Here is an 18,658-nt window from a genome sequence, read left to right on the forward strand (position 1 = left end):
ACGTGACCGGACGCCTGGGCGCGGTGACGTTTCGGCGCGGCCCGGCCGTCGGCACCGGCCCCCGCACGGGAGATTCGCTACAGTGCCGTTTGTGACCAGCATCGAGGCCGGCGCACCGTCGCCGCCCGATATTGCGAAAGGTCTGGCGGAAGGCCGCGAGCAGAGCCTCGCGGACGCCTACCGGCAGTGGTCCGGCCTGGTGTTCACCTTGGCGCTGCGAGCTCTCGGCGACCGGACCGACGCCGAGGACGTGACCCAGCAGGTCTTCGTGTCCGCCTGGCGCGGGCGTGCGAACTTCGACCCGTCGCAAGGCGAGCTCGGCGCCTGGCTGACGGGTATCACCAGGCACCGGATCGCGGACCGGCTCGCCGCCCGGAACCGGGAGCACCGCAACGCCGAGGCGGCCGGCGGCCTGCTGGACCGGGAGACGTCGCCGGACCGCATCGATCAGGACACGGTCGACAAGGTGGTCCTGGCCGACGAGCTGGCCAAGATCGACGACCCGCGCCGAACCATCCTTCGCCTCGCCTTCTACGAAGACCAGACGTACCCCGCGATCGCGGAGCAGCTCGACCTGCCGCTCGGAACCGTGAAGAGTCATGTCCGGCGCGGCCTGCTGCACCTGCGTGACAGACTGAAGGAGGTGAAAGGTGACGACACATCTGGATGAGGAACTGCTGGCCCAGTGGGTCATCGACGGCGAGACGCCCGATGATGCCGCCGCCGATCACCTGCGGCTGTGTGGACGCTGTCGCGAGAGCCTGCAGGAGCTGCGGGTCGTCGCGGGGCACCTCGGTGGTGAGCTGCCGCGCCTGGACACGGCACCCGCCGACGTCTGGGACCGGATCGGCGCCGAGCTCGGCTTCGAGCCGGGCGCGACGCAGGCGCGGCCATCCGCACGATCAGCACCGTCAGCTGTGCCGTCGTCCGTGCCCGACGCCTCCGTTGCCGAGCTCACGCCACGGCGACGCCCGGTCGGTAGGACCGCGTTGGCGATCGCTGCGAGCATCGCTGCCGTGGTGGGCATCGGCGTCGGCGCGATCGGCGCCCTCCTGGTCACCTCGGACGACGCGGGCGGGCCGACCTCCGAGGCGGTCGCCAAGCTGGAGCCCTTGGCCGGCAAGTCCGGCGACGGCAACGCCGACCTCCTCCGCGGAGCCAACGGGATCGAGCTGAAGGTCAGCGCGACGGGCTTGGCGGCCAGTCCGGGCTTCTACGAGGTCTGGCTGATCAACGAGGACGGCAAGCGGATGGTCGCGCTCGGCGTGCTGAACCCGAGCACGGGCGGCACCTTCCAGATCCCGTCCGACCTGACCGGCCAGGGCTACCGCATCGTCGACATCTCCCTCGAACCGGACGACGGGAACCCGGAGCACTCCCACGACAGCATCATCCGGGGCACGCTGCCCAGCTGACCGTCAGGCCCGCTGCATCTGACGAGAAGCTGCGACGATTCGCGTCACGGCCCCGTCCAGGTCGTCCAGCTCACGATCGGGACCGGGCCAGCCGTGGCCTGCCTTCAGGACCTGGTGCCCCAGCCGCTGCAGGCGCCTGCTGAGGGCGGTCTGGCCGCTGCGCCGCAGCGTCGTCCACAGCACCACCACCGTGGGATCGGTCCGCTCCGCCGCCGCTACCACGGCGTCGTCGTTCAGACCTGCCTCGAGAGCGATCGCCGGGATGCCCCGCTCGAGCAGACAGCCACGCAGGACCGTCATCGGCAAGGTGTGGCGCTCGTCGGGGCAGATGGCGAGCAGGCACGGGCGTCCGGTGCGCTGCAGGCCGCGCTCGGCGACGTACCGCTCGATCGCGTCCTCGACCGTCCTGGCCAGCAGGAACGTGAGATCGATGCAGTCGCCGATGTCGGTGAACCGGCGCTCCAGTTCGTGGAACGCGGGCGCGATCACCTCGTTCCAGGCCGGCCCGACGCCGCGTTTCTGCAGCAGGTTGTCGAGGATCTCGGCCATCGTGGTGACCCGGTACGACTCCGCCGACGCGAGCAGCGCATCGGGTTCGGTGACGTTCGGACCGGTCCCCGCGGTCAGCCGCGCGGCGTCCACCGGCGCGGCGCCCTTCGCGATCAAGGCGATCATCCGGCGCAGCCTGGCCACGTCGTCGGCCGAGTAGCGCCGATGCTGCCCGGTGCTGCGCTGCGACGGGCCGATGCCGTAGCGCCGCTCCCAGCTCCGGATCGTCACCGTCGGGACGCCGAGCATCTCCGCGACACGCCCCACCGGCCACACCATCTCCTCCGGGACAGCGGGTCGGGCGGCACTCGGACGGCTCGGCATCCTTCTACGATAGTCATGTCGACGGGCTAGGTCCTGGAGCGCTCCCGGCTCGTGGCGGACTCGAGCTCGCGGACACCGTCGGTCCCGGCGGCGTGATCGGTGTGATCGGTGTGATCGGCGTCGTCGGCGTGGGCGGCGTCGAGCTCGGCGGCGGTCGGTTTCTGGACGGCGTCGGCGAAGTAGAAGCGGCTCAGCGCGGACCGGAGACGCTCGCGCCGGCGGTGCGGCCGCGCGACGCCGTTCTCGTCGGCCGGCGGCGGGTCGTCGAGCACGGTGTCCCGGTCGCGGGCGGTCAGCGCATACGCCTCGTACACCGAGATGTCCGCGTGCCGCTCGGAGTACCCGCCGTCGGGTGCGCGGACGATGACGCCGCTCTCCCGGCCGTGCAGCAGCCGCTCCCGGTCGGCCCGCTGCAGCGAGATCGCCCAGCGACGGGCGATCCAGAACGCGAGGACCGGGCCGGCGACGATCAGCACCCGGCAGGTCCAGGTGATCGCGTTGATCGAGCTGTGGAGGTGCGTCGCGATCAGGTCGTTGCCGCTGTTCAGCCACAGGACGCCGTAGAAGGTGATCATCGCGACGCCGATACCGGTCCGCGTCGGGTTGTCCCGCGGCCGGTCGAGCAGGTGGTGCGCGCGCCGGTCGCCGGTGATCCACGCCTCGAGGAAGGGGTAGAGGGCAACGAACCCGATGAACAGCGGCGGCACCAGCAACGCCGGCAGGAAGATGTTCCAGCTGACCGTGACGCCCCAGAAGTGCGACTCGGCACCGGGCATCAGCCGGACGGCGCCGTCCAGCCACCCCATGTACCAGTCGGGCTGCGACCCCGCCGTCACCTCGGCCGGGTTGTACGGCCCGTAGAGCCAGATCGGGTTGATCTGGAGCAGCGCGCCCATCAGCGCGGTGACGCCGGTGACCACGAAGAAGAAGCCGCCCGCCTTCGCGACGTACACCGGGAACAGCGGGAAACCGACGACGTTCTTCTCGGTCCGGCCGGGACCGCGGTACTGCGTGTGCTTGTGATAGACGACCAGGAACAGGTGCACCGTGATCAAGGCCAGCAGGATCCCCGGGATCAGCAGCACGTGGACGGTGAAGAACCGGGAGACGAAGTCGTCGCCGGGGAACTCTCCCCCGAAGATGAAGAACGCCAGGTAGCTGCCGACCACCGGAGCGGCCAGCACGAGGCCCTGGGTGATCCGCAGGCCGGTGCCTGACAGGAGATCGTCGGGCAGGCCGTAGCCGATGAAGCCTTCCACGACGCCCAGGAACAGCATCACGATGCCGATCAGCCAGTTCAGCTCGCGCGGCTTGCGGAACGCGCCGGTGAAGAAGATCCGCAACAGGTGCACGCTCATCGCGGCGACGAACAGCACCGCGGCCCAATGGTGGATCTGGCGCATCAGCAGGCCGCCGCGGACGTCGAAGGAGATGTTCAGCGCCGACTCGTACGCCTCCGACATGTGCAGGCCCTTGAGCATGCTGTACGAGCCCTGGTACTCGACCTCGGCCATCGACGGCTTGAACCACAGCGTCAGGAACACACCTGTCAGCACCAGGATCAGGAAACTGTAGAGCGCGATCTCGCCGAGCATGAACGACCACTGGTCCGGAAAGACCTTCCGGAGGTTCTTCCTGCCGATCTTCGCGATCCCGAGACGGTCGTCAGCCCACCTGACCGCCGTCGGAAGCTGCTTGTCTGCCATCAGCCGCCGCCCGCCGTGTCGCTTGTCTTCCGGGTCGCCGGTACCCGGGACCCGTCGCATCAAACTTACGCACAATTGATGCACGCAGGCCATCGCCGCGCAAGCACAGGTACGTCACACCGGGCGAGGTGTGCCGTGCGGGTTGGGGCGCCGCGGATCAGACCGGTGGGGGCTGGATGCCGTAGTCGTGGATCTTGCGGTAGATGGTGGCGCGGGACATGCCGAGTGACTTGGCGGCGCGGCCCTTGTGGCCCTCGTTGGCGATCAGGCTGCGGATGATCGCGTCGCGCTCGAGTGCCTCCAGCTGGCTCAGGCTGCGGCGGCTGGTCGCCTGCAGCCGGGCCGGGAGGTCGGCGGGGGTGATCACGCCGGCGCGCCGGCGGCGGACGACGATCTGCCGCAGGATCTGGCCCAGCTCGGCGGTGTTGCCCGGCCAGGCCGAGCGCATCAGCTGCTGCATGGTGTCCGGCCCGCAGGTCAGTTCGCCGTGGCTCAGGCGGTCGAGGAAGTGCGGCACCAGCTCGCGGATGTCCTCGATGTGGTGTCGCAGGGGCGGTACTTCGATGGTCAGCGGGAAAATCGTCAGCAGCTCGCCGAGATCGGGCGGGTCGGTCGCGTCGCAGGTCAGGGTGAGGACGATCCACGGCGGCTCCGCCGGGCGGCGTTCGACGACGTCGTACAGCGCCTCGACCGTGGCCTGCGCCCGGTCCTGGTCGAGGGCCTCGGCGTGCCGGATCACCAGCGCCTGCAGCGCGTCGTCCTCGAGCTCGGCCTCCAGCTCACCGGCGTAGCCGTCCCCGAGCCGGGCCGCGTCGACGACGTGGAACCGGCCGGCCTGGCTGTTCTGGCGGTGCGCCGCGCGGGCCAGCGCGACCTTGCCGACACCGCGTTCGCCGGTCAGCACGACCCACTGCCCGGCCCGGCACGCGTTGTCGACGTCGCGGCTGCTGCCTAGCCACGGCGCGGTGTGGCCGACGAGTCCCGGGAGGGCGGGACGCGGCGGCGGGCGATGACCGGAGGCCGGCGGGCCGGTGCCGCTCGCGGACGCGTGCGGGCTGACCTGGACGATCCCTGCGCCGCCGCGACCGCCGGGGGCGACGGGCCGGCACGTGATCCGGACCCGGGTACCGGTCGGCAGCTCGGTCACGATCGCCTCCGGGGCGCCGCGGTTCATCATCTCGGCGGCGTGCCCGAGCACCGCCCGCTGGTCGACGGCGTCGAGGGCCTGACCGGCTTTGGCGTTCATCAGCAACAGATCGTCGTCGACCGCGATCACCATGTCACCGAGCCGGCGCGAACTCTGCAGGTACGCCCGCAGCAGGCGCAGCTCCCGGGCGGAGCTGTCGTCGAGCAGCGCCCGCCGGATGCTCTCCGCGGTCGTCTTGGCGAGCGCCATCAGCAGCGAACCGGCGTCCTTGCGCCAGCAGGTGAGGTCGATGGCGCCGATCGTCTTGCCGGTCACCGGATGCTTGATCGGTACGCCGGCACAGGCGAGCTCCTCGAGGTCCTCCGCGTAGTGCTCGTGACCGAACACGTGCATCGGCCCGCCGCCTTCGAGCGCTGTCCCGATACCGTTGGTGCCCGCGAACTGCTCGGCGTAACTGAAGCCCGGCGCCAGGGAGACCCTGTCGAGGTGCTGCGCCAGCTTGGTGTCGGCGGTCAGCCGCTGGAGGACCAGGCCGGTCCGGTCGGTGAGGATCACGCTGATCGGCTGGCCGTCGAGATTCTCGTGCAGCCGCTCCAGCACGGGCCGGGCGCTACGCGTCAACGGGAGGTCCAGCTCGGGATCCGCGACGTACGGCAGGGTGATCCGGTCCGCGGGCAGGTTCCAGCGCCGCGACCGCTGCCAGGAGGCCAGGATCGGCGGCCGGACGTCCTGCGAACTCACGGGATCGAGAGTCAGGAAGTTCAGGCGGGCCGCAGCTGCTCGCTGGTTCTCTCCCGCCGAAGGCGCGTGTTCGTCCACGGAACCTCCTGCCGCTGAGCGGCTGCAGCCGATCCGCACGGCCCCCGCCCAGTCATCCCCTTCCGAGAATAGTGCAGCCGGCCACCCGCGATGTCTCAGAATGAGACAGCCATCGCGGCGCCACGGGCTTGTGATGCCAACAGGCGACCACGGAGGTTCCGATGGACAACGATGTCTCGCGGCAGGAGTCGTACAACCCTTGGACCGTGGTCCGGCTGGTCTTCGATCACTTGGCCGAGGCGGGTCTGCACCCCGTGCTCGGCCCCGGCGGACACCCGGGCGAACCGGCCGCGGAGCTCCTGCGCTGCTTGGGTATCCGGCCCGATCCGCAAGGCGACCACCGCACCGCCGAACGCAAGGAGGCGGAGCTGGCGAGGCTCCGCGCAGCCTACCTGGACGAGCAGTGACGGGTGTCTCATTTTAGGACCTCGTCCCGCCGCTGAGCGCGCTGTACTGCAGGTGACAGCCGGTCACATGAGCGGGAGGAGTGCCATGAGTCGCCAGAGTGTGGCGAAGGCCCACCAGAAGATCCAGGAGTTGTCCTGGGAACCGGCGTACCACGAGCCGGTCTCCCAGTACGGGACGGACTACACGTTCCGCAAGGCGCAGAAGAAGGACCCGCTGAAGCAGGTTCTGCGGTCGTACTTCCCGATGCAGGAGGAGAAGGACCACCGGGTCTACGGTGCTGCCGACGGCGCGATCCGCGGAAACATGTTCCGCCAGGTGCAGGAACGCTGGCTGGAGTGGCAGAAACTCTTCCTGAGCATCATTCCGCTGCCGGAGATCTCCGCGGCCCGGGCGATGCCGCTGCTGTTCCGGACGGTACCGAACCCCGAGCTGCACAACGGCCAGGCGATCCAGATGATCGACGAGGTCCGGCACTCGACGATTCAGCAGAACCTCAAGCGCCTGTACATGAACAACTACATCGATCCGGCGGGCTTCAACTCGAGCCTGCGGAACTTCCAGAGCGACTACTGCGGCACCATCGGCCGGCAGTTCGCCGAGGGGTTCATCACCGGTGACGCGATCACGGCGGCCAGCATCTACCTGACCATCGTGGCCGAGACCGCGTTCACCAACACGCTGTTCGTCGCGATGCCGGCCGAGGCCGCGGCCAACGGCGACTACTTGCTGCCGACCGTGTTCCACTCCGTGCAGTCGGACGAGTCCCGGCACATCAGCAACGGGTACGCGACCCTGCTGATGGCACTCGCCGACGAGGACAATCACCAGCTGCTCGCCCGCGACCTGCGGTACGCCTGGTGGAACAACCACCGCGTCGTCGACGCCGCGATCGGCACCTTCATCGAGTACGGCACCAAGGACCGCCGCAAGGACCGCGAGTCGTACGCCGAGATGTGGCGGCGCTGGATCTACGACGACTACTACCGCAGCTACCTGGTGCCGCTGGAGAAGTACGGCCTGGAGATCCCGCACGACCTGATCGAGGAGGCCTGGAACCAAATCTGGAACAAGGGCTACGTGCACGAGGTCGCGCAGTTCTTCGCCACCGGCTGGCTCGCCAACTACTGGCGGATCGACCCGATGACGGACAAGGACTTCGAGTGGTTCGAGTACAAGTACCCGGGCTGGTACGACAAGTACGGTAAGTGGTGGGAGAACTACAACCGGCTGTCCCGGCCGAACGGGCACAAGCCGATCGTCTTCGAGGACGTCGACTACGAGTACCCGCACCGGTGCTGGACGTGCATGGTGCCGTGCCTGGTCCGTGAGGACATGGTGATGGCGAAGGTCGACGGGCAGTGGCGGACGTACTGCCACGAGATGTGCAAGTGGACCGACGAGACCGCGTTCCGCCCGACCTACATGGGCCGGCAGACGCCGAACATGGGCAAGCTGATCGGTCACCGCGAGTGGGAGACGCTGTACCACGGCTGGAACTGGGCCGACGTGGTGTCGGACATGGGCTTCGTCCGCGACGACGGCAAGACCATGGTCGCCCAGCCGCACCTCGACCTGGACCCGGACAAGATGTGGACGCTGGACCATCTGCGCAAGTGCCCGCCGCTGGCCAGCCCGAACGTGCTGCTCAACGAGATGAGCGACGACGAGCGTACGGCGTTCGCCGCCCGCTACGTGAAGGGTGGTCCCGCCGGCCGTCCCGCCCCGGCTGAAGCCTGATCGCCTGATGAAGCACGTCGTGAGGTTCGAACCGGTCGGCATCGAGATCGAGGTCGACGAGGAACAGACGATCCTGCGCGCCGCGGCCGAGCAGGGCGTGATGCTCATGCACGGCTGCAAGGAGGGACAGTGCGCGTCCTGCAAGTCGTTCGTCCTCGACGGTGAGGACATCGACCTGGACCGCTACTCCACCTTCGCGCTGCCGGAGTACGAACTGGACGAGGGCTACACGCTGCTGTGCCGCGCGCACGCCTTCGAGGACCTCACGATCGAGCTGCTGAACTACGACGAGGAGATGATCCGTTCCGGGCTGCCGATCCAGGAGCGCACGGCCGAGGTCGTGGCGATCACCCCGGTGACCCACGACCTGCGGCACCTGGTGCTGCGGGTGTCCGGCGAGCTGAAGTTCTTCCCCGGGCAGTACGTCGACATCTCCGTGCCGGGCACCGGCGCGAGCCGCTCGTTCTCGATGGCGAACACGTCGAGCCGGGACAGCGGCCTGCTCGAGTTCGTGATCAAGGTGTACCCGGGCGGTCTGTTCTCGGAGTTCCTCGACCGGCGTCTCCGGGTCGGCGACCGCCTGGACCTGACCGGGCCGTTCGGGGTGTTCACCCTCCGGGACAACCCGGACGCCCGGCTGGTCTTCCTCGGCGGCGGGGCCGGCATGGCGCCGATCCTCGCGCTGCTGCGGTCGATGGCCGAGCGCGGCATCGACCGGCCGGCGACGTTCTACTACGGCTCCCGCACGCAGCTCGACCTGTGTTTCGAGGACGAGCTGCGGGCGCTCGAGCAGACCTTGCCCCGGTTCCGGTACGTCCCGGCGCTGTCGGAGGCGGACTGGGACGGCGAGAGCGGACTGATCACCGACGTGGTCAAGCGGCTCGAGCCCGACCTGGCCGGAGCGGATGCCTACGTGTGCGGTCCGCCGCCGATGGTCGAGGCGGCGATCCCGCTGCTCGAACAGCTCGGCGTCGCGACGAAGCACATCTACTACGACAAGTTCACCACGACCGGCGACGCCGGTGACTCGAAGGTGCTGGAGGCAGAAAGCCGATGACCACCACACAGGACGCACCCAAGACCGAACGCAGTGTCCCCAAGCCGGTCTTCACCGATGCCGAGGCGGGCGCCCGCGAGTTCCCTGACTCGACCCTGCGGCACTACAACTACTACAGGCCGCAGAAGCGCAAGCAGAGCCACTACGAGGACGTCACGGTCGACGTCCAGCCGGATCCGCGGCACTACCTCAGCCAGGGCTGGCTGTACGGGTTCTCCGACGGGCGCGGCGGTTACCCGATGGACTGGACCGCCCTGAAGGCCTGGGGCTCCGACCAGCCGGCGCCGAAGCGCGGGCCGGGCACCGGCGGACTGTTCGTGAAGGAATGGCCGGCCACCGGCTGGCACGAGTTCCGGGACCCGAACGAGGAGTGGGAGCTCACGCTCTACCGCTACAACTCCAACGTCGTCCGGCAGGTCACCCAGAACGTCGAGGCGGCCCGCCAGTCGAAGGCCTTCGAGCAGTGGAACGCGAACTGGGTGCGCTTCGTCGAGCACCACATCGGCGCCTGGATGCACGTCGACCACGGTCTCGGTCTGTACCTGTTCGCGAACGCCAACCGGCGCGCGCCCACGAACATGCACAACAACGCGATCTCGGTGAACAGCATGCACCGGATCCGCGCCGCGCAGGACCTCGCCCTCTACAACCTCACTTTGTCGGAGGAGATCGAGGGGTTCGACGGCAGTGCGCACCTGGACACCTGGAACAACGACCCGGTCTGGCAGGGCGTGCGCGAGGTCGCCGAGGGGCTCACGGCGATCGACGACTGGTGCGAGGCGATCTTCGCGGCGAACGTCGTGTTCGAACCGCTGGTCGGCGAGCTGTTCCGCAGCCAGCTGGTCCAGCAGGCCGCGCCGCGCAACGGCGACTTCGTCACCCCGACCGTGATCGGCGCGGCGGAGTACGACTTCGCCGAACGCGACCTGCGCTACACCACGGCGATGTTCGAGCTGCTGACCAACGACCGGGAGTTCGCCGACCACAACAAGACGATCCTGGCCGGCTGGTTGGGCTCGTGGACCGCGAAGGCCCTCGCCGCGGCCCGGACGCTGCAGCCGCTGTGGTCGCAGCCGGACGCCAAACCGCCGCGGTTCGAGGACGGACTCGACCGCGCGAAGAGCCGGTTCAGCGGGATCGTCACCGCGCTGGGCCTCACCGAACCGAAGGAGTTGGCACAGTGACCACGCTCAAGGCAGTCGTCGAGAGCCCGTTCAAGTCCGACAGCACGGCGTCGAACAAGTGCGGCTTCACCCTGATGAACAACCAGGTCGGCGTTGTCGTCGCGGACGTGATGAAGGCCTACGAGAACGTCACCGTGACGCCGTTGCCGTCGATGATCCGGGTCGACGCGATCGGCAGGATGGAGGTCGTCTACGACGACGTGTCCGAGGCGCTCGGCGAGGAGCCGGGCTACTTCGACCAGGCTGAGTTCGAGGAGAACATGTCCACCCACTACGGGCGGATGGTGCACCTGGACGACCGGACGATCCTGTTCGCCAACCCCGAGGACGCCGCCGACTACATCGGTTTCGACCTGACCGCATCCACCTGACAGAGGGGGTCTCTCGTGTACGAGAAGAACGGTGAGAAGTACTTCGTGGTCGACAGCCACATGCACTTCTGGAACGCGGCACCGGACAACTGGGTGCCGGGCGCGGAGCAGTACGCGAAAGGCTGGATCGAGTGCTTCCACGCGTACATGAGCCTGGCGCCGCAGAACACGCACTGGCCGATCGAGAAGTTCATGCGCTACTCCGAGGACGACCTGATGAGGGACGTCTTCGAGGACGGCTACGTGGACGTGGCGATCTTCCAGCCGACGTACCTGAAGGAGTGGTACAAGGAGGGGTTCAACACCACCGAGCAGAACGCGACGCTGGGTGAGAAGCACCCGGGGATGTTCGTGCTGAACACCCGGTTCGACCCGCGCGACGGCGACGCCGGGCTGGAGGAGCTCGCGCACAACGTCGACCGGTACGGTTCGAAGGGCGTCAAGCTCTACACGGCCGAGTGGAACGCGGGATCCCGCGGCTACAAGCTCACCGACACCGCGGCGTACCGGTACCTGGAGAAGGCGCAGGAGCTCGGGATCAAGAACATCCACGTCCACAAGGGCCCGACGATCTGGCCGCTGGACAAGGACGCGTTCGACGTCTCCGACGTCGACCACGCTGCGACCGACTTCCCGGAGCTGAACTTCATCGTCGAGCACGTCGGCCTGCCGCGGATCGAGGACTTCTGCTTCATGGCCACCCAGGAACCGAACGTGTACGCCGGTCTGTCGGTCGTCATCGGCGGCCTGATGCACGCCCGGCCGCGGTTCTTCGCCAAGGTGATGGGCGAGCTGCTGTTCTGGGTCGGCGAGGACAAGATGACGTTCGGCAGCGACTACGGGATCTGGGAGCCGAAGTGGCAGGTCGAGGGCTTCGTGGACTGGGAGTTGCCCGACGAGCCGGAGTTCGCGGACTACCCGCGGCTCGGGGTCGAGGGGAAGAAGAAGATCCTCGGGCTGAACGCCGCCAAGCTGTACGACCTCAAGGTGCCGGACGAACTGCAACTGAAGGAGGCGACGCCGGCCGCGCAGGACGACTCGAAGTTGGTCGCGTCCTGATGACGGCAGTTGTCACTGCTGGGCGGGACCGGGTCCTGGACGCGCTGGCCGCCGTCCGGGACCCGGAACTGGACGAGCCGATCACGACGCTGGGTTTCGTGTCCACCTGCGTCGTGTCGGCGGCCGGCGACGTGGTCGTCCGGCTCCGGCTGCCGACGTACTTCTGTGCGCCGAACTTCGCCTTCCTGATGGTCGCCGACGCGTACGACGTGGTCTCCGCGGTACCCGCCGTGCGCTCGGTCGAGGTCGCGCTCGAGGACCACTTCGCGGCCGCGCAGATCAACGCCGGCGTGGCCGCCCGGGCCGGGTTCGTCGCGTCGTTCGACGGTGAGGCCGCGGCGGAGCTCGACGAGCTCCGCCGCACGTTCGTCGCCAAGGCGGTGCTGGCCGGGACCGATCAGGTCTGCCGCCCGCTGGTCGCGTCCGGCATCGATCCGGCCGGCGTCGCCCGGCTGGCGATCGCCGACGTGCCGCCGTCGCCCGAGCTCGACCGGTTGCTGCGCCGCCGGGCCGAGCTCGGGCTGCCGGTGGGTCCGAACGCGCCGCTGCTCGTCGACGTCGGCACCGGTGCGGCGATCGCCGTGGACGCCGCGGCCCGGCACCTCGGGCTGGCCCGGCTGACCCGGACCGGGATCGAGGCCAACACAGGCATCTGTCGAGGAATGCTGAAGCACCGGTACGCCGAGTCCGGTGCGGGCGAGGAGGAATCGTCATGAAGGCCGTTCGACTGCACGGATACCACCAGCAGCCAGTGGTCGACGACGTACCGGAACCGGTCGTCAAGGGGCCGCTCGACGTCGTCGTCAAGATCGGCGGCGCCGGCGTGTGCCGTACCGACCTGCACATCATCGAGGGTCAGTGGGACGCGGCGATGCACCCGAAGCTGCCGTACACGATCGGCCACGAGAACGCCGGCTGGGTGCACGAGATCGGCTCCGCCGTCACCAACGTGCAGGTCGGCGACACCGTCATCCTGCACCCGACGCCTACCTGCGGGCTCTGCAGGGCGTGTCGCGCCGGGGACGACATGCACTGCGTGAACAGCACGTTCCCGGGACTCGACAGCGACGGCGGGATGGCGGAGTACCTCCGCACCTCCGCCCGCGCCTGCGTCAAGCTGGATCCGAGCACCCGGCCGCAGGACGTCGCGGCGCTGGCCGACGCCGGCATCACGGCGTACCACGCGGTGCGCAAGGCGATTCCGCTGCTGCCGCCGGGGACGACCTGTGTGGTGATCGGCGCGGGCGGCCTCGGGCACATCGGCGTCCAGTGCCTGGCGGCACTCACCGCGGCCCGGATCATCGTCGTCGACCGCAACCCGGACGCCCTCAAGCTCGCCGAGCAGCTCGGCGCCGACCAGACGGTCGTTGCCGACGGCCAGCAGGTGGACGCGGTGCTCGGTCTGACCGACGGCGCCGGCGCCCACGTCGTCCTGGACTTCGTCGCCGAGCAGGGCGCGGAGCAGGACGGCTTCGCGATGACCGGCCGGGGCGGGTCGTACTTCGTCATCGGGTACGGCGGCCAGGTGCAGATCCCGACCCTGGACATCATCTCCACCGAACGGAACATCGTCGGCAACATCGTCGGCACGTTCAACGAACTGGCCGAGCTGATGGCACTCGCCCAGGCCGGGAAGGTCACGCTGCACACCAGGACCTACCCGCTCGACGCGGCCGCCGAAGCGGTCGCCGATCTCGACGCCGGCCGCATCCGCGGCCGGGCGATTCTGGTTCCGTGATTCTGGAGGGACGTCATGGCGAAGGAGCTGCGCTTCGGAGAGAACGCCCGTGATCTGCTGCTGGCCGGGGTCGACCAGCTCGCGGACGCGGTGAAGTCGACGCTCGGCCCCAAGGGCCGCAACGTGATCCTGGAGAAGATCACCGGGTCGCCGGTGGTGACCAACGACGGCGTCACGATCGCCCGGGAGATCCACCTCAAGAACCAGTTCGAGAACATGGGCGCCCAGCTGGTCAAGGAAGCCGCGATCAAGACCAACGACATCGTCGGCGACGGCACCACGACCGCGACCGTGATCGCGCAGGCGATCATCCGCGAGGGAATGGCCGCGATCGGCTCCGGTGGGAACCCCGTCCTGGTGAAGCGGGGGATCGACCTGGCCGTCGGCAAGCTGGTCGACCGGCTGCGCGAGGTCGCGCACCCGGTGGTCACCGAGCAGGACTACGCGCGGGTCGCCGCGATCTCGGCGAACGACGACGACGTGGTCGGCGCGGTGATCGCGAAAGCCCTGCACACCGTCGGCGACGGCGGCATCGTGACGGTCGAGGAGTCGTCGGTGCACGGGATGGCCGTCGACTTCGTCGAGGGTTTCGAGTTCGACAACGGCTACCTGTCGCCGTACATGGTGACCGACCCGGGAAGTCTGCAGGCGGTTCTCGACCACCCCTACATCCTGTTGTGCAGCGAGAAGATCACCAAGGTCCAGGAGGTGATGCCGCTGCTGGACCGGATCATGCGCGAGCCGCGGCCACTGGTGATCATCGCCGAGAGCCTCGAAGGCACGGCACTCAGCATGCTGGTGCACAACCACGTCAACGGGCTGTTCCAGTGCGTCGCCGTGAAGGCGCCGGGGTTCGGGGACCGGCGGCTGCACAAGCTGGAGGACATCGCCGCGATCACCGGGGGCGCGGTCTACAGCCGGCACTCGGGCTTCAGCCTCGAGACCATGACGCTGGACCAGCTGGGCCGCGCGGACCAGGTGCGGGTGAACGCGGACCGGACGGCGATCGTCGCCGGTTCGGGCCACGAGGAGGCGGTCGCGTTCCGGGTCGCGCAGTTGCGGGCCGAGCTGGAGCGGGCGACGTTCGGCGTCGACGAGGACGTCCTGACCGAGCGGATCGGCGCGCTGTCCGGGAAGGTCGCGGTGATCCGGGTCGGTGCGCCGACACCGGCGGAGCTCAAGGAGTTGCAGCACCGGGTCGAGGACGCGCTGTCCGCGACGCGGGCCGCGATGGCCGAGGGCATCGTCGCGGGTGGTGGCATGGCCCTCCTGCATGCCGCCTCCGCGCTCGACGGCCTGGACGTGCAGGGCGACTACCGGACCGGGGTCGACATCGTCCGGCGGGCGCTGCGCGAACCGGCGTACCTGATCGCGGCGAACGCCGGCTACAACGGCGCCGAAGTGCTGCAGCGGACGTCGGCGATGGACGTCGACGACGGCTTCGACGCCCTGGAAGGTCGGTACGGCAACATGCTCACGATGGGCATCATCGACCCGCTCCGGGTGGCCCGCTCCGCGCTGCAGAACGGCGCCTCGGTCGCGGGTCTGCTCCTCACCACCAACACCCTGATCGCCGAGGAGCAGACCCCGTGGGGCGGCAGCCCCGCGCTGATGACCGAGTACGGCGCACTCGACGAGGGCCTGCACCAGCCCTCCCCCGACTCCAGCACCCCCCAGTCCCTGGGCCTCGGCCCCTCGGTCGCATAGGAGGTGATCACAAGGGGAGGCCGTTGCCGTCGGTGGTGAGGGACTGTGGTTTGAACTTGGTCAGGACGGCGGTCAGTTCGCCGCCGGGACGTTGGATGACGGTGCCGCCGTCCTGCCAGATACCGTCGAGATGCTGGAAGGGGCCTGGAGGGTCGCCCTGGTTGTAGTGGATGTCGTGCACGCCGAGGCCGGTCGAGTACGGCGCGCCGAACACATACACGCGCTCGCATCCGAGCAAGCGCTGCTCGAGAAGGTTCAGTGCGTTGTCGGCGGTGCTGTCGATCCAGCCGAACCTGGGAGACTTCAAGATCTCGTTCAGCCAGGCGAAGAGCGGGTCGTAGACAACAGTCACGCACCCACCGGAGCCCCGCAGTAACGGCGATCTGATGTAGTCGAGGGCGCCGGACGTCGGCGTACTGGCCAGCAGGTGCCACCCGTCGTTCAACGCGGCCGTCGACGCGAACAGCTGCGGATTCAGGTTGCGTACTTCGCGGTACTGGACCGGCACCCCGCTGGGCGTCGACACATCCACCGCACACTCGTACTCACCGGCCGGAGCGGCGATGTACATCTTCCCGTGGTACCAGGACCCGAAGTCGTCGGGATCCTCACGGGCGAACCGCACCAGACGACCGACGACGACTCCATAGCTCGCTAAAGGCATAGCCCCTCCCCCACCGCGCGAATCTCCCTCCATCATGACCGTGATGGAGGGAGAACGCACTGTGCCCGAGCGGGGTTATCCGGCGTCGGCGCCGATGTTGGGTGGGTTGGGGATGGTGGTGCCGTAGTAGTCGACACCGCCGTTGCCGGAGACCGGGGTTCCTGCGCCGATGGCCGGGGAGCCGGTTTTGAGGGTGTACGCCTGGGGGCAGGGCTGCGGTCCGGTTCCGGACGGCGGTGACCAGGTGCAGGTGCCGCCGGCGCCGGGCGACGTGAAGAGCGGGTCGCCCCAGACGGCGCCCGATTCGAGGCCGGCCGCGTTCCAGGCCGCGAAGTCGGCGTACGTCGTGCCGCTCCAGCGCCAGCCGCCGGTGTTCGTCCCGTAGTACAGGTTGTTCGCCAGCGTCATACCGGTCTGGTTGTAGGGGTTGTAGTAGAACTGACCGGTCTTGCCGAAGTTGTTCCGGTTGGCCAGGTAGCAGATGTTGTCCTTGATCTGCGAACCGGCGGCCCAGACGCCCGTGCTGTAGCCGAAGTTGAAGCAGGCGCTGGCGCCCTGCTTCTTGTTCGCGCTCTGGTCCTTGTTGCTGAAGAACGTGTTGCCGTAGATGGACAGCGCGTTCTTCGGCGCCGCCGGCACGACGTCCATCAGACCGCCCTGCGCCAACGCCCAGTCGTCGTTCTCCGAGATGTTGTACCGGTACGTGTTCGGTCCCCAGACGCGCGACGCCGCGGTCGACGTGTACGCGAGCAGCCCGCTGCCGGCGTTGTCGTGGGTGTAGTTGTACTCGACGAGCGAATTCGTCGTACCACCGTCGAGATCGATGCCGTCCCAGTCACAGCCGGCCGTGTACGCCGGTACGGGCTGGACCTTGTAGACCTCGTTGTTGCGGATCGTCACGTTGTTGGACGTGTACGACATGATCCCGCTGGTGCCGCCGCACGACGTCACGTTCGCGCCGATGTCGTGCACGATGTTGCGCTGGATGAGTGCGCCGTTCCACCCGTTCGCGGTGATCGCGGCGCCGGTCGAGCTGGGCGCCATGCCGAGGTTGTAGACAGTGTTGCCCTCGACCCGGACGTTGCTGATGTTCAGGCCGGAGCCCCAGCCGTACACACCCGGTCCGGCGTTCGACGTGACGCTCGCGCCGTACAGCTTGTTGTTGACGATCTGCACGTCGTTCAACGGGCCTGAGTTCCCGTTGACCGCGTAGCCGAGCACCATGATCTGCCCGCCGAACGTGCTGGTGCTGCCGCTCGGTGTGGCGAAGCCGGAGATGTCCGTGTAGTTGATCTGCAGGCCGCTCGTCGCCGTGGACGAGCTCTGGTTCTCCAGCAGCACACCGGCCGCGGTCGTGCCGCCGTTGACCAGTTTGACGTTGTTCAGCTGGAAACCGTTCACGGCGTCCGCGGTGACGGCCGCGGAGTAGTCGCCTGTGCAGTTCGAGGAGATCGTGGCCTTCCCGGTGCCGTAGGACGCGACCCGGAACGGGACCGACGCCGCCGAGGCCGGGACGTTCGTGGGATTGAAGACCAGGCAGCCGGTGAAGGTCGAACCGCCTTCGAAGGAGATCAGGCTGCCTTGTGGATAGGTGAAGCTGTTGACCTTCGCGATCGTCTTCCAGGCCTCGCTGGGCGACAGGCCGCTGTTGCTGTCACTGCCGGTGGCCGACACGTAGTACGTTCCGGCAGCGGCCTGGGCGGGACTCGTGAGTGCGCCCGCCAGAAACACACTCACCGCCGCCGCGACCCCGAATGCTCTTGCTCTCATCCTGCTCCTCACTTCGTGATGTTCGCGAACCAGTCCAGTTGGGCGTCCTGCTGGTACGTCTGACCTCCCTCGTGCTCGTTGTAGGGATAGACCTCGATCTGCTTGTCCGCGCTGCCGTAATGGTTGAAGGCGGCGAACACCGTCGAGGGCGGACAGGTGGCGTCCATCAGCGCGACCGAGAACAGCGCCGGCGCCGTCGCCAGCCGGCCGAGGTTGACGCCGTCGAAGTAGCCGAGCGTGCGGAGCGCCGCGTCGGCATGGTGCCGGAAACCCTTCAGATACTGGGTGATCTCGTTGTAGCGGCCGTGGTCCGTGATCTGCAGCGCCCGCTGGAAGTGGCACAGGAACGGTACGTCGGGGGCGCAGCCGAGCAGCTCGATCCCGGCGATCGGCGCCAGGCCCGCCGCCGCGATCGCGATGCCGCCGCCCTGACTGACTCCGGCGACGATGAGCTTGCCGGGGTCCACCAGCGGCGAGGTGCGGGCCGCGTCGAGCGCCCGCACCGCGTCGATGAAGACCCGGCGGTAGTAGTACGTCTCGTGATCCGTGATGCCCGCCGTCAGGAACCCGGGGGTGTGGTTCAGACCGGCGTACGGGCTGTCGTCCGGCGTACCGCTGCCGCCGGCCGTCCAGCCCTGGCCGCGGGTGTCCGTGACGAAGTGGGCGTAACCGGCCTGGGCCCACAGGTTCGTCGCGTGAGGTAGACCCCGGCCCCCGGAGTACCCGTGGTACTGCACGACGGTCGGCAACGGACCGGTCGCGCCGGCCGGGACATGCAGCCAGCCCTTGACCGGGGAGCCGTCGAAACCGGCGTAGGTGACGTCGTAGGTGTCGATCACCGCGAGCTTGTTGTCGATCAGGGTGAACGTGGCGGACAGGTCGTCGGTACGCGCCTTCTCGATCGAGCGGCGCCAGAAGTCGACCAGGTCGGCGGGCGCGGCCACCTCGGGCCGGTACTCGCGGAGCTTGTCGAGGGACAGGTCGAACATGGCCATAGGAGGTC

Annotated in this window: 17 protein-coding genes; 11 read left to right on the plus strand and 6 right to left on the minus strand. The window is 68.5% G+C overall.

The genetic code is table 11. The features are described from left to right. The first annotated feature begins 91 nt into the window (after positions 1–91). Together AB0L64_RS09125 and AB0L64_RS09130 are read left to right on the plus strand one after the other, a co-directional pair. Positions 92–670: a sigma-70 family RNA polymerase sigma factor gene (locus AB0L64_RS09125; protein WP_363709379.1), complete on the plus strand. Its 579-nt coding sequence runs from the start codon at positions 92–94 to the stop codon at positions 668–670. After that, positions 651–1,415, plus strand: coding sequence for an anti-sigma factor (locus AB0L64_RS09130; protein ID WP_363709381.1), 765 nt, complete (start codon positions 651–653; stop codon positions 1,413–1,415). The genes AB0L64_RS09125 and AB0L64_RS09130 overlap by 20 nt, the downstream gene beginning before the upstream one ends. 3 nt (positions 1,416–1,418) lie before the next feature. Here the strand turns inward: AB0L64_RS09130 and AB0L64_RS09135 are convergent, their stop codons facing one another. The 3 genes from AB0L64_RS09135 to AB0L64_RS09145 all read right to left on the minus strand — a co-directional run bounded on the left by AB0L64_RS09135 (position 1,419) and on the right by AB0L64_RS09145 (position 5,882). After that, complete coding sequence (locus AB0L64_RS09135) at positions 1,419–2,231, minus strand: MerR family transcriptional regulator (protein ID WP_363709383.1); 813 nt, start codon at positions 2,229–2,231, stop codon at positions 1,419–1,421. 83 nt (positions 2,232–2,314) lie between these two features. After that, positions 2,315–3,994: a ubiquinol-cytochrome c reductase cytochrome b subunit gene (locus tag AB0L64_RS09140; RefSeq protein WP_363709385.1), complete on the minus strand. Its 1,680-nt coding sequence runs from the start codon at positions 3,992–3,994 to the stop codon at positions 2,315–2,317. Positions 3,995–4,151: 157 nt separating this feature from the next. Beyond that, the gene (locus AB0L64_RS09145) at positions 4,152–5,882 is read right to left on the minus strand and encodes a GAF domain-containing protein (RefSeq protein ID WP_363709387.1); all 1,731 of its coding nucleotides are present in this window, start codon (positions 5,880–5,882) and stop codon (positions 4,152–4,154) included. Between the two features lie 239 nt (positions 5,883–6,121). Between AB0L64_RS09145 and AB0L64_RS09150 the strand changes: the two genes are divergently transcribed. The 9 genes from AB0L64_RS09150 to groL all read left to right on the plus strand — a co-directional run bounded on the left by AB0L64_RS09150 (position 6,122) and on the right by groL (position 15,221). Further along, a complete protein-coding gene (locus tag AB0L64_RS09150) occupies positions 6,122–6,367 on the plus strand; it encodes a hypothetical protein (RefSeq protein ID WP_359923003.1) in 246 nt (81 codons plus the stop codon). A gap of 85 nt (positions 6,368–6,452) precedes the next feature. Then, on the plus strand, positions 6,453–8,105 hold the full coding sequence (locus AB0L64_RS09155) for a hypothetical protein (RefSeq protein ID WP_363709389.1): 1,653 nt from the start codon (positions 6,453–6,455) through the stop codon (positions 8,103–8,105). Between the two features lie 19 nt (positions 8,106–8,124). Continuing rightward, the gene (locus AB0L64_RS09160) at positions 8,125–9,162 is read left to right on the plus strand and encodes a 2Fe-2S iron-sulfur cluster binding domain-containing protein (protein ID WP_363709391.1); all 1,038 of its coding nucleotides are present in this window, start codon (positions 8,125–8,127) and stop codon (positions 9,160–9,162) included. Further along, the gene (locus tag AB0L64_RS09165) at positions 9,159–10,346 is read left to right on the plus strand and encodes a hypothetical protein (protein WP_363709393.1); all 1,188 of its coding nucleotides are present in this window, start codon (positions 9,159–9,161) and stop codon (positions 10,344–10,346) included. The genes AB0L64_RS09160 and AB0L64_RS09165 overlap by 4 nt, the downstream gene beginning before the upstream one ends. Further along, entirely contained in the window at positions 10,343–10,717 is a 375-nt protein-coding gene (mimD, locus tag AB0L64_RS09170) for a propane 2-monooxygenase effector subunit MimD (protein ID WP_363709395.1), read from the plus strand. The genes AB0L64_RS09165 and mimD overlap by 4 nt, the downstream gene beginning before the upstream one ends. A 15-nt stretch (positions 10,718–10,732) precedes the next feature. After that, on the plus strand, positions 10,733–11,776 hold the full coding sequence (locus AB0L64_RS09175; protein WP_363709397.1) for an amidohydrolase family protein: 1,044 nt from the start codon (positions 10,733–10,735) through the stop codon (positions 11,774–11,776). Further along, positions 11,776–12,492, plus strand: coding sequence for an iron-sulfur cluster assembly protein (locus tag AB0L64_RS09180; protein WP_363709398.1), 717 nt, complete (start codon positions 11,776–11,778; stop codon positions 12,490–12,492). Before AB0L64_RS09175 ends, AB0L64_RS09180 begins: the two co-directional genes overlap by 1 nt. Beyond that, positions 12,489–13,514: an NAD(P)-dependent alcohol dehydrogenase gene (locus tag AB0L64_RS09185; protein ID WP_363709400.1), complete on the plus strand. Its 1,026-nt coding sequence runs from the start codon at positions 12,489–12,491 to the stop codon at positions 13,512–13,514. Before AB0L64_RS09180 ends, AB0L64_RS09185 begins: the two co-directional genes overlap by 4 nt. A gap of 15 nt (positions 13,515–13,529) precedes the next feature. Continuing rightward, positions 13,530–15,221, plus strand: a complete 1,692-nt coding sequence (groL, locus tag AB0L64_RS09190) for a chaperonin GroEL (protein ID WP_363709402.1) — start codon at positions 13,530–13,532, stop codon at positions 15,219–15,221. 7 nt (positions 15,222–15,228) lie between these two features. Here groL and AB0L64_RS09195 read toward each other — a convergent pair whose 3' ends face one another. The 3 genes from AB0L64_RS09195 to AB0L64_RS09205 form a co-directional block, all read right to left on the minus strand. Beyond that, positions 15,229–15,885 carry a DUF2278 family protein gene (locus AB0L64_RS09195; protein ID WP_363709404.1) on the minus strand — a complete coding sequence of 219 codons (657 nt, stop codon included), beginning with the start codon at positions 15,883–15,885 and terminating at the stop codon, positions 15,229–15,231. A 75-nt stretch (positions 15,886–15,960) separates the two neighbouring features. Beyond that, positions 15,961–17,655 carry a right-handed parallel beta-helix repeat-containing protein gene (locus AB0L64_RS09200; RefSeq protein WP_363709406.1) on the minus strand — a complete coding sequence of 565 codons (1,695 nt, stop codon included), beginning with the start codon at positions 17,653–17,655 and terminating at the stop codon, positions 15,961–15,963. Positions 17,656–17,663: 8 nt separating this feature from the next. After that, positions 17,664–18,650, minus strand: coding sequence for an acetylxylan esterase (locus tag AB0L64_RS09205; RefSeq protein WP_363709408.1), 987 nt, complete (start codon positions 18,648–18,650; stop codon positions 17,664–17,666). Positions 18,651–18,658 lie beyond the last annotated feature (8 nt).

The sequence above is a fragment of the Kribbella sp. NPDC051936 genome (assembly GCF_040680955.1).
Classification (GTDB): domain Bacteria; phylum Actinomycetota; class Actinomycetes; order Propionibacteriales; family Kribbellaceae; genus Kribbella.